The sequence below is a fragment of the Bacillus sp. AFS059628 genome (assembly GCF_002571225.1).
In the GTDB taxonomy this organism is placed as follows: Bacteria; Bacillota; Bacilli; order Bacillales; family Bacillaceae_G; genus Bacillus_A.
Genome location: NZ_NVEC01000008.1, coordinates 153,567 through 168,110, shown reverse-complemented (window position 1 = coordinate 168,110; position 14,544 = coordinate 153,567). Strand labels below are relative to the sequence as shown.

The 14,544-nt window shown below is 35.5% G+C and carries 15 protein-coding genes and 1 pseudogene; 12 read left to right on the top strand and 4 right to left on the bottom strand.

Annotated features, from left to right (window positions below):
• Positions 1-88 precede the first annotated feature (88 nt).
• The 10 genes and pseudogenes from cdr (at position 89) to COL05_RS05555 (ending at position 6,736) form a co-directional block, all read left to right on the top strand.
• Positions 89-1,753: a CoA-disulfide reductase gene (gene cdr, locus COL05_RS05600; protein WP_098667879.1), complete on the top strand. Its 1,665-nt coding sequence runs from the start codon at positions 89-91 to the stop codon at positions 1,751-1,753.
• Positions 1,754-1,938: 185 nt separating this feature from the next.
• Positions 1,939-2,202: a metal-sensitive transcriptional regulator gene (locus tag COL05_RS05595; protein ID WP_000456206.1), complete on the top strand. Its 264-nt coding sequence runs from the start codon at positions 1,939-1,941 to the stop codon at positions 2,200-2,202.
• 88 nt (positions 2,203-2,290) lie between these two features.
• Positions 2,291-2,851: a sulfurtransferase TusA family protein gene (locus COL05_RS05590; RefSeq protein WP_098667878.1), complete on the top strand. Its 561-nt coding sequence runs from the start codon at positions 2,291-2,293 to the stop codon at positions 2,849-2,851.
• A gap of 38 nt (positions 2,852-2,889) precedes the next feature.
• Positions 2,890-4,020 carry an MBL fold metallo-hydrolase gene (locus COL05_RS05585; RefSeq protein ID WP_098667877.1) on the top strand — a complete coding sequence of 377 codons (1,131 nt, stop codon included), beginning with the start codon at positions 2,890-2,892 and terminating at the stop codon, positions 4,018-4,020.
• A gap of 38 nt (positions 4,021-4,058) precedes the next feature.
• Positions 4,059-4,286: a sulfurtransferase TusA family protein gene (locus COL05_RS05580; RefSeq protein ID WP_000864996.1), complete on the top strand. Its 228-nt coding sequence runs from the start codon at positions 4,059-4,061 to the stop codon at positions 4,284-4,286.
• A 99-nt stretch (positions 4,287-4,385) separates the two neighbouring features.
• Positions 4,386-4,713, top strand: a pseudogene (locus COL05_RS05575) (sulfurtransferase).
• Positions 4,714-4,721: 8 nt separating this feature from the next.
• The gene (locus tag COL05_RS05570; RefSeq protein ID WP_098667876.1) at positions 4,722-5,087 is read left to right on the top strand and encodes a rhodanese-like domain-containing protein; all 366 of its coding nucleotides are present in this window, start codon (positions 4,722-4,724) and stop codon (positions 5,085-5,087) included.
• Positions 5,088-5,101: 14 nt separating this feature from the next.
• Positions 5,102-5,398 (top strand): rhodanese-like domain-containing protein, encoded by a 297-nt coding sequence (locus COL05_RS05565; protein ID WP_098667875.1) that lies wholly within the window; start codon positions 5,102-5,104, stop codon positions 5,396-5,398.
• 60 nt (positions 5,399-5,458) lie between these two features.
• On the top strand, positions 5,459-5,938 hold the full coding sequence (locus COL05_RS05560) for a DsrE/DsrF/DrsH-like family protein (protein ID WP_000437728.1): 480 nt from the start codon (positions 5,459-5,461) through the stop codon (positions 5,936-5,938).
• Positions 5,939-5,971: 33 nt separating this feature from the next.
• On the top strand, positions 5,972-6,736 hold the full coding sequence (locus tag COL05_RS05555; RefSeq protein ID WP_098667874.1) for a sulfite exporter TauE/SafE family protein: 765 nt from the start codon (positions 5,972-5,974) through the stop codon (positions 6,734-6,736).
• A 33-nt stretch (positions 6,737-6,769) separates the two neighbouring features.
• Here the strand turns inward: COL05_RS05555 and COL05_RS05550 are convergent, their stop codons facing one another.
• On the bottom strand, positions 6,770-7,210 hold the full coding sequence (locus COL05_RS05550; RefSeq protein ID WP_000642359.1) for a hypothetical protein: 441 nt from the start codon (positions 7,208-7,210) through the stop codon (positions 6,770-6,772).
• 148 nt (positions 7,211-7,358) lie between these two features.
• On the bottom strand, positions 7,359-8,561 hold the full coding sequence (locus COL05_RS05545; protein ID WP_098667873.1) for an LCP family protein: 1,203 nt from the start codon (positions 8,559-8,561) through the stop codon (positions 7,359-7,361).
• Positions 8,562-8,875: 314 nt separating this feature from the next.
• Here COL05_RS05545 and COL05_RS05540 point away from each other — a divergent pair, with 314 nt between their 5' ends.
• Complete coding sequence (locus COL05_RS05540) at positions 8,876-9,874, top strand: YhdH/YhfP family quinone oxidoreductase (RefSeq protein ID WP_098667872.1); 999 nt, start codon at positions 8,876-8,878, stop codon at positions 9,872-9,874.
• Between the two features lie 35 nt (positions 9,875-9,909).
• Here the strand turns inward: COL05_RS05540 and COL05_RS05535 are convergent, their stop codons facing one another.
• Positions 9,910-11,565: a Na/Pi cotransporter family protein gene (locus COL05_RS05535; protein ID WP_098667871.1), complete on the bottom strand. Its 1,656-nt coding sequence runs from the start codon at positions 11,563-11,565 to the stop codon at positions 9,910-9,912.
• A 331-nt stretch (positions 11,566-11,896) separates the two neighbouring features.
• Positions 11,897-13,099, bottom strand: a complete 1,203-nt coding sequence (locus COL05_RS05530; protein ID WP_098667870.1) for an MFS transporter — start codon at positions 13,097-13,099, stop codon at positions 11,897-11,899.
• 319 nt (positions 13,100-13,418) lie between these two features.
• On the opposite strand from COL05_RS05530, the gene COL05_RS05520 reads away from it, so the two are divergent.
• Positions 13,419-14,507, top strand: a complete 1,089-nt coding sequence (locus COL05_RS05520; RefSeq protein WP_098667869.1) for a DUF871 domain-containing protein — start codon at positions 13,419-13,421, stop codon at positions 14,505-14,507.
• Positions 14,508-14,544: the final 37 nt, after the last annotated feature.

Sequence of the window (14,544 nt, the reverse complement as noted above, 5' to 3'; positions counted from 1 at the left end):
GCTTTTTGTACACTTTATTATATACCCATACGGGTATAAGTTTTATTTTTGATACATTGAGAAAATAAATAAGATGGAGGTTTGAAATATGTCTAGAAAAATTGTAGTAGTAGGTGGAGTTGCCGGCGGGGCATCAGTAGCTGCAAGGCTTCGTCGTTTAAGTGAAGAAGATGAAATTATTATGGTGGAGCACGGTGAATATATTTCATTTGCAAATTGTGGCTTACCATACTACATTGGCGGGGTTATTACAGAAAGACAAAAGTTATTAGTACAAACTGTTGAAAGGATGTCAAAGCGTTTTAATTTAGATATACGTGTATTGAGTGAAGTGGTAAAGATTAATAAAGAAGAGAAAACAATTACGATAAAGAATGTAACTACAAATGAAACATATAACGAGGAATATGATATTTTAATTCTTTCACCAGGGGCAAAACCAATCGTTCCACCTATTCCAGGTATTGAAGAAGCGAAGGCGATGTTTACGTTACGAAATGTACCTGATACAGATCGTATTAAAGCGTATATTGATGAGAAGAAACCACGTCATGCGACAGTTGTTGGTGGTGGATTTATTGGAGTGGAAATGGTTGAAAACTTAAGAGAACGAGGAATTGATGTTACTCTTGTAGAGATGGCAAATCAAATAATGCCACCAATTGATTATGAAATGGCAGCATATGTGCATGAGCATATGAAGAAGCACAATGTTGAGCTTGTTTTAGAAGATGGTGTAGATACATTAGAAGAGCACGGGACTGTTGTACGTTTAAAAAGTGGTTCAATTATAAAGACAGATATGATTATTTTAGCAATTGGTGTGCAACCAGAGAGTAGTTTAGCGAAGGATGCAGGGTTAGCACTAGGAGTTAGAGGAACGATAAAGGTAGATGAGAGTTTTCAAACGTCGGACCCGCACATATATGCAATTGGTGATGCGATTGAAGTGAAAGATTTTGTTACAGAAACAGAGACAATGATCCCTTTAGCATGGCCAGCTAATCGTCAAGGTCGCATGTTAGCAGATATTATTCATGGCCATACAGATTCTTTATATAAAGGTACGATGGGAACTTCTGTAGCTAAAGTTTTTGATTTAACAGTTGCTGCGACGGGCGTAAATGAGAAAATATTAAAACGATTAAATATACCCTATGAGGTAGTACATGTACAGGCGAATTCACATGCGGGATATTATCCGAATGCTACGCCAGTGCTAATAAAATTAATCTTTAATAAAGAAAGCGGAAAAATGTATGGGGCGCAGGCGTTAGGGCGTGACGGTGTAGATAAGCGTATTGATGTTATCGCAACGGCAATGAAGGCAAACTTAACTGTAATCGATTTGCCGGATTTAGAATTATCATATGCCCCGCCATATTCTTCTGCAAAAGACCCAGTAAACATGGTGGGGTATGCAGCAAGTAATATAGTAGATGGTTTCGTGGACACAGTACAATGGCATGAAATAGATCGTATTGTTGAAAATGGTGGATATCTTATTGATGTTCGAGAGCCTAATGAACTCAAACAAGGAATGATTAAAGGTTCTATTCATATCCCCTTAGATGAGTTACGTGATCGCTTGGATGAAGTGCCGGTAGATAAAGAAATATATATTACTTGCCAACTTGGTATGAGAGGGTATGTTGCAGCGCGCATGTTAATGGAAAAAGGATATAAGGTAAAGAACGTAGATGGTGGCTTTAAATTATACGGAACAGTAGTACCAGAACGTGTTGTATATTAATATTTTTTCATCTTCCACTTCAAAATTTGGTGGAAGATGAAAGCCTATATAGTAAGGTTTCACTTCTTTTTTTGTGAACATATAAGATAAATATTAAAAATAGGGGGTTACAAAATACCCTATAGGGTATAATATATTGTCATAAGCTATAAATAGTGACATAATGGTAATGAGGTGATTATAGAATGGAATATAATCAAGATATGAAAAATAGATTAAAACGTATTGAAGGGCAAGTTCGTGGTGTACTTCGTATGATGGAAGAAGGAAAAGATTGCCGAGAGGTTATTACACAGTTAACGGCATCTCGTTCTGCACTAGATCGTACAATTGGACTTGTTGTTGGGACAAATTTAGAGCAATGTTTGCGTGAGCAGTTTGAAAGCGGTAATGGTTCAAATGAAGAGTTAATAAAAGAAGCTGTTCAATTACTTGTAAAAAGCCGATAATCTGTCAGACATAATTGTTGACAGATTTTCAAAAACATTTTAACATACCCCTACAGGTATATGTATGTAAATTGTGGAGGAATCGACTATGAGTATAAAAGTGGATATGAATCTAGATTGTAAAGGTTTGGCTTGCCCGATGCCGATTGTAAAGACGAAGAAGGCGATGGAAGGATTGACGTCAGGGCAAGTGATTGAGGTTCAGGCAACAGATAAAGGGTCTACTGTAGATATACAAAGTTGGGCGAGTAAAGTAGGTCATCAATATATTGGTACGAAACAAGAAAGTGATGTATTGATGCATTACGTTAGAAAAGCAAATGAGCATGAAATGAATGAAATAGTGAAATATCCTCATACAATTACGAATTCGGAATTGGAAGAGATAGTATTAAGTGGTGAAGAGTGTATTATAGTAGATGTTCGTGAAGCGGTGGAATTCGCTTTTGGTCATATTCCATCGGCTATTTCAGTTCCATTAGGCGAACTTGGTAGTGCGGAATTAGATCAGACGAAGCAAATTTACGTTGTTTGTCGAACTGGTAACCGTAGTGATGTAGCTTGTCACATGTTGAAAGAGAAAGGTTATACAAATGTGAAAAATGTCATTCCAGGCATGTTAGAGTGGCAAGGGAATGTGGAAAAATAAAATTTTTTAAATGAAAATATACCTACGGGGGTAATAAAATGAATGTTAAAGCATTACAAGCAAAAGATGTTGCAGAGAAAGTTTTATTCGGAGAGTTGTTTATTTTAGATGTTCGTAATGAGGCGGATTATGAAGGTTGGAAAATTGAAGGAAAAGAAGTTACTTCAATGAATGTGCCGTACTTTGATTTATTAGAGGGTGTAGATCATATTGTCAGTGAACTACCTAAAGATAAAGATGTTTTAGTAATATGTGCAAAAGAAGGGTCTTCTATATTTGTGGCAGAGCAATTAACAGAGGCTGGATTAGAAAATATTTATTATTTATCTGGTGGTATGAAGGCTTGGAGTGAAGATGTAAAGCCTATAAAAGTGGGAGATTTAAAAGATGGCGGAAGTATGTATCAGTTTAACCGCCTTGGAAAAGGTTGCTTATCATATATGGTTATTTCAAACGGTGAAGCAGCAGTTATTGATGCAGTAAGAACAGTTGAAGCGTACGAAGAGTTTGCGAAAGAGCATGGCGTTACGATTACGAATGTAATGGATACACATTTACATGCAGACCATATTTCTGGCGGACGTAAGTTAGCGGAAAAAGTAGGTGGTACGTATTGGTTACCGCCAAAAGACGCAGAGGAAGTTGTGTTCTCATATAAACCACTTGTTGAAGGATCTGTTATTACGGTGGGGGGTACTAAAATTGAAATTGACGCATTATACTCACCGGGGCATACGATTGGAAGTACGTCATTTATTGTAGATGATTCCTATTTATTATCAGGCGATATTTTATTTGTAGATTCAATTGGGCGTCCAGACCTTGCTGGGAAAGCTGAAGATTGGGTAAGTGATTTACGTACTACTTTGTATAGACGATATAAAGAACTATCTCAAAACTTAGTTGTGTTACCGGCCCATTATTCAAAAATAAGTGAAATGGACGAGAATGGTATTGTTAGTGCTAAATTAAAAGATTTATTTGCGTATAATGCAGGATTAAATATTGAGGATGAGGGAGAGTTTCGTAAAGTTGTAACAGAGAATTTACCACCTCAACCAAATGCATATCAAGAAATTCGTCAAACAAATATGGGGCGATTAAATCCAAGTCAAGACGAAGAACGTGAAATGGAGATTGGTCCAAACCGTTGTGCTGTTCATAATTAATTCGGTTTCAAATGAAATGAAAACAGGAGGTATATAAGATGAAAGTGAAAGAAGTATTAGATGTAAAAGGATTAGCATGTCCAATGCCAATTGTGAAAACAAAGAAGGCAATGGAAGCATTACAATCAGGAGAAGTGTTAGAAGTACACTTAACAGATAAAGGTGCGATTAAAGATATTCCAGCATGGTCACAAAAAGGCGGTCATGAAGTGTTAAAGCACACGGAAGAATCTGGTGAATTAAAGTTCTGGATCAAGAAAGCATAGCATTTCAATAATAAGTGGAAGATTACATCCTCTGCTTATTATTGAAAGTAAAGAGGATAATCATATACGTCTTATATAGTTATATCTCTAATAGTATTGATGCTAGGAAGTTTAGTAAAACGTTACATTCCGGTTTTAAATGTTGTATATATTTCGTTAGAACAAGTAAGGGAAATGGAAAGTGTTGTTGTAGATGTACGTAATTATACAGAGAGTCACAGTGATAACACTTCTAGAATTATGTGTATACCGTATGTGTATTTAAAACGGTATTATCATGAAATACCAAATAAGCCTTTGCATCTTATTGTTCATAATAAAGTGGATCGGAATTTAAGTGTTCGTTTTTTAAGAAAGAAAGAAAGGGTTCCATATTCAAAGCTATAGTATATATTTGGACGGGAAAAAAAGCACAGAAGGAGTTTAAATAGTTTTATGGATGTAAAGACAATATTGAATGTAATCTTAATTGTACTTGTATCGTGGTTTATTATTTCTCGCTTCTTACCAGTTAGAGGAGTAAAAAGTATTTCAGGAAAAGATTTAAAACGTATGATGGGGCAAAGGAATAAACAATTTATCGATGTGCGTACAGTAGGTGAGTATAGAGGAAATCATATGAAAGGATTTCAAAATATCCCGTTAAATGAGTTAGCTAGTAAAGCAAATCAGTTAGATAAAAATAAGGAAGTAATCGTTATTTGTCAGAGCGGGATGAGAAGTAAGCAAGCAGCAAAAGTATTAAAGAAATTAGGGTTTCAGCAAGTTATTAATGTTTCAGGCGGAATGAATGGTTTGTGAGGAGGGAATTTAAAATGAAAGAAATGACAGTAAAAGAATTAGAAGAAAAATTGTTACGTAAAGAAGCAGTAAATATCGTAGACGTACGTGAAGTAGAAGAAGTGGCTGAAGGGAAAATCGCAGAAGCGTGTAACATTCCACTAGGACTGTTAGAATTTCGTATGCATGAGTTGGATAAAAAGAAAGAGTATATTATCGTTTGTCGCTCTGGCGGAAGAAGTGCAAGAGCAGTTCAGTTTTTAGAGAGCTACGGTTTTCAAGCGATTAATATGGTAGGTGGTATGTTAGCTTGGGAAGGTAAAGGAGAATAGGGCGAAACGCCTTTTTATAAACAATAAAATACCCCTATAGGTAATTGGAGGGAGAACAACATGGAACAACAGAAGAAAACAACAATCGTTTTATTTAGCGGAGATTATGATAAAGCGATGGCTGCTTATATTATTGCAAATGGTGCAGCGGCATACGATCAAGAGGTAACTATTTTTCATACTTTTTGGGGATTAAATGCTTTAAGGAAAGATGAGCATGTGAAGGTAAAGAAAACTTTCATCGAAAAAGTATTTGGAAAGATGATGCCGCGTGGTGCTGACAAGATGGGATTATCGAAAATGAATTTTGCCGGTATGGGACCAAAGATGATTAAAGGTATTATGAAAAAACATAATGCGATGCCTTTACCAGATTTAATCGATTTGGCGAAAGAACAAGGGATTAAACTTGTCGCTTGTCAAATGACAGTAGATTTATTAGGGTTAAAAGAGGAAGAGATTATGGAAGGGGTAGAGTTTGCAGGAGTAGGAGCTTATTTAGCAGATGCTTCGGATGGGAATGTGAACTTATTCATTTAAATCACCTTCTTTTTAGAAGGCGGGGGATATAAGATGAGCTTAGTTGTATTACTTTTTATAATTGGATTTATAGGATCGTTTATATCAGGAATGGTTGGAATTGGCGGTGCGATCATTAATTATCCGATGATCTTATACATTCCGGTATTGCTAGGATTTACTGGCTATACGTCACATGAAGTGAGTGGTATTACAGCGGTGCAAGTATTCTTTGCAACTTTTGCAGGGGCATGGGCCTATCGGAAAAGTAATGATATGGATAAAACGCTAGTTGTATATATGGGAGCTAGTATATTAATAGGAAGTTTCATAGGGAGTTTTGGTGCTAACGTATTAGCGGAACATACGGTCAATGTTGTTTATGCAGCGTTAGCAACAATAGCTGCTATTATGATGTTCGTACCGAAACGAAATAATGGTGATGAAGTAAAATATAATAAATGGTTAGCAAGTTTGTTAGCATTTATTGTAGGAGGCGCATCAGGTATTATAGGTGCTGGAGGTTCGTTCCTGTTAGTTCCGATTATGCTAGTTATTTTAAAATTGCCGATACGTACAACGATAGCAACATCTATCGCTATTACGTTTATTTCCTCAGTAGGGATTACGACTGGAAAAGTAATAACTGGACAAGTAGTTGTAATTCCAGCTCTTATTATTGCGATTGCAAGTATCTTTGCTGCGCCGCTTGGAGCGCGAGTTGGGAAGAAAATCAATCAAAAAGCGCTGCAATATATGTTATCGATTTTGATTGTAGGTACAGCTATTAAGATGTGGATTGATATGATATCGAAATAAAAGGATGGCGCTGCTTGCAGCCCATCCTTTTATTTATGCCCAAATAACTTTCATTAAATTTTTATATTCGTCATTAGCTAATTTATATAGCATTCTCGTATGTTCAAATACAAGTGCTGGATTAAAGTTTGGTTCTGAGAATGCAAGAGATGTTGAAATGTCAATTGCATTTTGCTTGTTTAATGTGAATTTTGCAAATCGGTAAGATGTGTTTAATTCATTGATAACGTGCAAAATGTCATTTGTTGCTGTTGCATCCGGTACGTGAGCAACATTGAAGCAGTATATATCTACAGTAGGATGTTCGTTTTGGAAAGCAGCGATCAGTTGAATTTTTGCGCCAGCTTCTGTCTCTAATCCTACTGAAAAGTGAACAGAGCCATCATTTTCATCTATATTTTCTTCCATGTATATATCGTTTGATTTTAAGTAGTCTTTAAAATCTGAGATGTTATGTTTTACTGCAGCTTTCATATGTATGAGCCCCCTGATAATTGGAATAGATTGCTACTATTTATTATAATTTAAAAATATTAAAAAAGATAGTTAGAAAGTTCTGATTTTTAATTATGAAGCAATAAAAAGAAGCAGTACTCTACCTCCATAGAGAACTGCTTCTTTTTTATTCATTGTCGTTAGACGATGTTTCTGTGTCTTCATTGCTATTTTTATTTTTTACTTCATTGTTACTTGATTCGCGTTCACTTGAATTTTCAGATTTAGATTCTTTTGTTTTCTCTGTATTTGTTTTCTTCGAATCAGAGTCTGTTTTTGTATATGCAGGTAACCCGAGATGAGCACGAAGATCGTTTGTAACTTTTGCTAATTCTTTTTTATCTGGATTGTAGTAATACGTTCGGCCGCCACCAGCGGATTTGCTACATGTATCGTCACCTTTTTCCATATAGCAGTCGTCACCTTGAATTTGTAATTTCTCGATTTCTGAATCCGATCCGTACTTATAGAATGAAAGCATATCATCAAATGTTAAGTTTGTAACGAATTGTCCGTTAATATCATCAATGATGTTGCCAACTTTTGTTACAGAACCAACACTTGTTAGTTTCTTTAAAATAGCCTCGATAACGAGTTGTTGACGTTGTCCACGCATTGCATCACTATCGATGTGTCTTGTTCTAGCAAGAGCAAGAGCTTCTTCGCCATTTAACTTTTGAACACCTTTTTCTAGGTGAATTGCCTCTGCATTATCATTGCTATCTTGCTCAGTAAATTCAACTGGTACATCAACTTCAATACCGCCCAAGTCATCGACGATTTTTATAAATGATTTAAAGTTAAATTTCACAAAATAATCGACAGGAACATTCATTAATTTTTCAACTGCATCAATGCTTGCTTGTGGTCCACCATTTTTTCCGTTTTTAGCAGAACCGAATGCATGAGCGTGTGTAATTTTATCTTTTTTCTTTTCTATTGGAATATAAGTATATGTGTCACGTGGGATACTTAATAGTTTTACAGTTTTGCTATCTTTATTAAAAGTTGCAAGTAAAAGCGCATCTGTTCTTATAGCGCCACCATATTCTTTTCCCCGGACATCACTTTCATCAACACCCATTATTAAAACAGAGACATTGTTTGTAATAGGTTTTACAGCTTTATCCCGTAAATCAGATTTATCACCGCGCGCTAAATCATGTGCGGCATTTCGAACAGCAGAAGATGCTTTATTTACTAAAAACCAAGTATAACCGCCACCTACTATTAAAAAGAATAGTATAACGCTTATAATAATTTTTATTTTTTTCTTACTTTTTTTCGGTTTACTGCGTGTATTTTCTTGCAAAGATGGGTTTTGCTCCATTTCCTGTACTCCTTCATTTGGATTGAAATACGACACTCATATCCACTTATTATAATGAAATTTAGCGAAAAAAAACATTACAAATCATTTACATTTCGTAAAAATTCAATTTATTTATAAAAAGTCAGATTTTATATATTTTATTTTTCAGATGTAGAATAAGTATAAGGTTTTTTAGTAGAAATGAAAATATATATTATGAGAAAGTAATAGAGAAGTAAGATTTGTTGAAATATAGCCAAGAAGAAAAGAGTAGGTTTACTAGTTTCTTCTATATAATAAAGAAGAATTTGACGGATAAAGGAGAGGTCATAATGAATCATACATCATTCCGAGCAATCGTTGTGAACGAAACAGAAAATAAGCAGTTTGTAAGAAACGTTGTCGAGAGAGAAGTAAGTAGTTTACCTGAGGGGGACGTATTAATACAGGTTCATTATTCTTCATTAAATTATAAAGATGCGCTTTCAGCTACTGGTAATAAAGGTGTTACGAGAACATATCCTCATACGCCAGGCATTGATGCAGCAGGGGAAGTTGTGAGTAGTGAAGATGCTACTATTAAGGTAGGAGATCAAGTCATTGTAACGGGATATGATTTAGGGATGAACACTTCTGGTGGTTTCGGAGAATATATTCGCGTGCCGGCATCTTGGATTGTCCCTTTACCAGAGGGAATGTCATTAAAGGAAAGTATGATGTACGGGACAGCAGGTTTTACAGCGGCTTTATCAGTATATAAGTTTATGAGAGCAGGTATAACTCCTAGTATGGGAGATGTTTTAGTAACGGGTGCTACAGGCGGCGTAGGGAGTGTAGCTGTAAGCATTTTAAGTAAGTTAGGGTTTAACGTAGTAGGAGCGACAGGGAAAATGGAAGAGGAACAGATGCTACTACGTCTAGGAGCGAAAAAAGTGATTCATCGCGCAGAATTGAATGATGAATCAGGAAGACCGATGTTAAAAGGGATATACGCCGGAGTTATTGATACTGTAGGTGGAACTATGTTAGAAACAGCTTTAAAAATAGTGAAGTATGGTGGTTGTGTAACGACATGCGGTAATGTGGCAGGCCAGGAATTACAAACAACGGTATATCCGTTTATTTTGCGAGGCATAAGCCTTTTAGGGGTAGATTCTGTGCAATGCCCAGTAGATGTGAGAAGTGATGTGTGGACGCTCTTAGCAAATGAATGGGGAAATAAAGAGTTACAAACGTATACAGAAGAATGTACATTAGAAGAAGTAGAGGAGAAGTTTACACTTATATTGCAAGGAAAGTTAAAGGGAAGAACTGTTGTAAATATGAAATAAGAAAAGAGACGCTTACATTAGCGTCTCTTTTCTTATTATAATGATTGTTTTAAATTGACTTTACCTTGTTCACCTAAAACACCATCAGCAATATTTACAGCGTGATCACCGATACGCTCTAAGTTACTTACCATATCAACGAAGATGATACTTGCATCACCTGAACAGCTACGTTCGTTTAGACGTAATACGTGACGTTTCCGGAGAACACGTTCCATTTGGTCGATTTTACGTTCTTTTGCAATAACTGTTTGAGCTAGTTCAGTGTCGAAGTTAGTTAAAGCATTGATTGCATCTTGTAATGTTGAAATTGTTAACTCAAGCATTTCATTTAGTTCAGCTAGTGCTTCGCCTGATAGTGAAACGCGGTTTGAAATTTGAAAATCTACAAGTTCTACAAGATTTTCTACATGATCACCGACACGTTCAATATCTCCGACAACACCTGCTAAAACGGAATGTTTTTCAGAATCCGTAGGTGAAAGTGGCTTTTCTGATAGTAAAACTAAATACTCGGTAATTTTTTTATCTAAATTGTTAATAGCTCCTTCTAATTGAGTAGCCATATCAGCATGTTTTTTATCTTGTGTGTTTAAAAATTGATTTGCTTCTTTTAGTCCATCTAATGAAAACTCAGCCATACGGATGATTTCTTTTTGAGCTTCTGTTAAAGCAATGGCTGGAGATTGTTCAATAAAGATTGGATTTAAATGTTGCGGTTTGAAGTTAATAGATGAATCTTCACCACGGATGATTTTTGTTACAATCCAGGCTAATACTGCAATGAATGGGAACTGAATGATTGTATTCGTTACGTTAAACGTTCCGTGTGCAAATGCAATTGTCATTTCTGGATTTAAGTTTAATGACGTTTGGAAATACTGAATTAAACTTGTAAAAGGTACTAATAAAATCGTAAAGATAATTGTACCAACGATATTAAAGATAACGTGAACTAATGCAGCACGTCTTGCGGCAATTGAAGTACCGATTGCAGCTAATACAGCTGTAATTGTTGTACCTATGTTATCACCGAACAATACAGGAAGCGAAGCTTTTAAATCGATTGCGCCTTGACCGAATAGTTCTTGTAAAATACCGATTGTTGCGCTTGAACTTTGTACAATTAAAGTAAAAACTGTACCGACCACAATACCTAAAATTGGATTATCACTCATGCTAATCATTAATTCTTGGAATGATTCTAAAGAGCGAAGAGGCTTCATACCTGTGCTCATTAATTCTAAACCGAAGAATAACATACCAAAACCGAATATAACTTGTCCGAAAGAATGTACTTTTTTATTTTTAAAGAAGAATAGTAAGATAGCTCCAACTGCCATAATTGGAAGTGCGTATTCTCCGATTTTAATTCCGATAATAAATGCAGTAACTGTCGTTCCGATGTTTGCACCCATAATAACACCGATTGCTTGTCTTAATGTCATAAATCCGGCACTTACAAGTCCAACTGTTAAAGCGGTTGTTCCTGAACTTGATTGGATTAATACAGTAACTAACATACCCGCTAGTACACCCATAAGTGGGTTTGTTGTAAAGCGATCTAAAATATCGCGAAGACGATCTCCAGCAGCTTGTTGCAGTCCATCGCCCATGTATTTAATCCCGAATAAGAAAATACCTAATCCACCAATGAACTGGAAGATCATATCTTGAATATTGTATTCCACGCATTCCACTCCTTAAATTTCATGTACGATGTAATTATTAACTAAACCTTGAGGCACTGTAAACGGTTTGTCAGTAAAATTTACACTAAATTTACAAAGGGAAGAAAAGTTTACAATTCTTTAAAGAAACAGCTGGATTTAATTGGTTTAACCCCTATATAGACAGTGTTTTTGTAAAGAAATCACATTTTTTAGAATAGTGTTGTTCATTTGAATATGAAGGAAAGCGTCTACGAGTTCATCGTATATTTTTTGACGAAAGTTAAAAAAATATGTAGGGAAATGCATGTAGTTTTATAACATCAAAAATACGATAAAAAAGCCACTGAAATTATCCAGCAGCTTTTTCTCTGTTTTTATCTCCATGCTTTTGTTTCCTTACACTTGTGATGTAAATGAATAGGAAAGCAATAAGGAGTAGAGAGGAATAGCGATATACAGTTGCATAGTTTGTAAAATGTGCAATGAATCCAAATATAATTGCGCCAGCACCAATTCCAAGGTCGAATGCTGAGAAGAATGTAGCGGTTGCGACGCCTCGTCGGTGCGGTGCTACTCGATCAATCATCCATGCTTGCAGTGCAGGTTGAATCGCTCCAAAACCACTTCCGTAACATGCCGCTGCAATAATTAAACTCGGAATGGTAGTTGTATACGACAATAAAATAATACCTACAAACGTAATAATAACTCCTGGAATGATAACGAATGTATGACCTTTCGCATCGTATAACTTTCCAGAAAACGGACGAGTGACAGCGATTGCCAGTGCATTAAATAAGAAAAAGAGGCTAATATCAGCAATTCCGACTTCGGTAGCGAATAATGTAATAAAGCTCCCGATTCCTCCGTACATTAATGTAATACATAATATTAATAATGAAGGAAGTAAAGCTTTGCGCTCGATAAATCCATCGAGGAAGGTACCAGATATTTGCTGAGGTGGTTGCGGCGATTTTTTGATTTGAAGTATTTTTGTTAATATTAATGAAACTACTGTACAGGAAAGTGCACATAAAAAAAGAATTGTGAAGTTATATGTTTGCATAAGCCAAAGTCCGATAAGTGGACCAAGCGCCATTGCAATTGTTCCAGAAAGACCGAAATATCCCATGCCTTCACCGCGGCGAGCTTGTGGAATTAAATCTGAAACGACAGTTCCATATGTAGTCGTTGTAATACCAAAACCAGCCCCGTGTAAAATTCGAACGGCAAGTAATAGGAAGACAGTTGAAGCGAAAAGATAACTACCCATAGCGAGTAAACAAATTGCAGTACCAATCATTAAAATAATTTTTTTGTTGAATTTTTGCAAGGCGTTTCCCGTTAGTGGTCTAACAAAAAGTGCCGCTACAGTAAACATGCCGACAACAAATCCGATATTAGAACTTGTGCCGCCAATTTCTTTCACATAAACAGGTAAAGTAGGAATTAACATTTGAAACCCTAAAAACATACATAAGTTTGCTAGAATTAAAGCAACAAACTCTTTCGTCCATAACGGTTCTCGTTTTACGAGTATTGCTTCTCCCATATATTCATCCCCTATATAAAATTTCTCTGTTCTTTCGAGTATATGTATTGGTCAATGTAACAGTCAAGGAAGGTGCCTTGAAAACGTATAACAATTTTTGCGGTGAAAAAACTGACAAATTTGTGTAAAAGCTACACAACTATGAAAAAAAGTTGTAAAGTATAGATGTATAGACTTGTAGTTGTTATGAATGATAGAAATTGTTTTTTCTTTAAAGAAAGCGGATTCAAAACGTAGTGAATGAGAAGGGGATTATATGCTTTTTCACTACATATATTTGAAAAGGTTTACAAAACAATAAAGAAAGAGGCGTGTACATATGAGACGATTAGGTATTTCTATTTATCCAGAACATTCAACAGTAGAGAAAGATAAGGAATATTTAACATTAGCAAGTAAATACGGATTTACACGTGTATTCACATGCTTATTGTCTGTAGATGGAGAGAAAGAGAAAATTATAGAAGACTTTAAAGAGACGATCTCGCATGCAAATGCATTAGGGTTCCAAGTATTAGTTGATATTAGTCCCTCTGTCTTTACACAATTAGGTATTTCATATGATGATTTATCGTTCTTCCATGAGTTAGGAGCGTACGGTATTCGTTTAGATGTTGGATTCTCTGGTTTAGAAGAATCGATTATGACTTACAATCCATACGGCTTAAAAATTGAAATTAATATGAGTAACGGTACGAAATATGTTGATAATATTATGAGCCATAGACCAAATCGTGAAAATTTAATTGGTTGCCATAATTTTTATCCGCATCGTTATTCAGGATTATCATATGATCATTTTGTTACATGCTCGAAACAATTTAAAGATTACGGTATGAGAACGGCTGCTTTTATTTCATCATTTGATGCAACATATGGGCCTTGGCCAGTAACAGAAGGATTATGTACGTTAGAGCAGCATCGTGAATTACCGATGACAACACAGGCGAAGCATTTATTTGCAACAGAATTAATTGATGATGTCATTATTGCGAATGCGTATGCATCAGAAAAAGAATTAGAGGCACTAGGTGCATTAAATAAAGAAAAACAAACTTTTGATATAGAGTTATACGATACGACAACAGAATTAGAAAAAATTATTGTATTAGAGGAACCGCATTTTTATCGCGGAGATGTATCTGAATATATGATTCGTTCGACACAAAGTCGTGTGAAATATAAGAAAGAAGAGTTCAAACCGCATAATACACGCGAAATTAAGCGCGGGGATCTTTTAATTGATAATGAACAGTACGGTCAGTATAAAGGTGAATTGCAAATTGCTTTAAAAGATATGGTGAACACAGGAAAAACAAATGTAGTTGGCCGAATTGTGGAAGAAGAAATTTTCTTATTAGATTATTTACAAGCATGGGATAAATTCGGATTTACATTAAAGAAATAGATAAAATGAAAAAGGAAAAAACTACTGACCTCAGCAG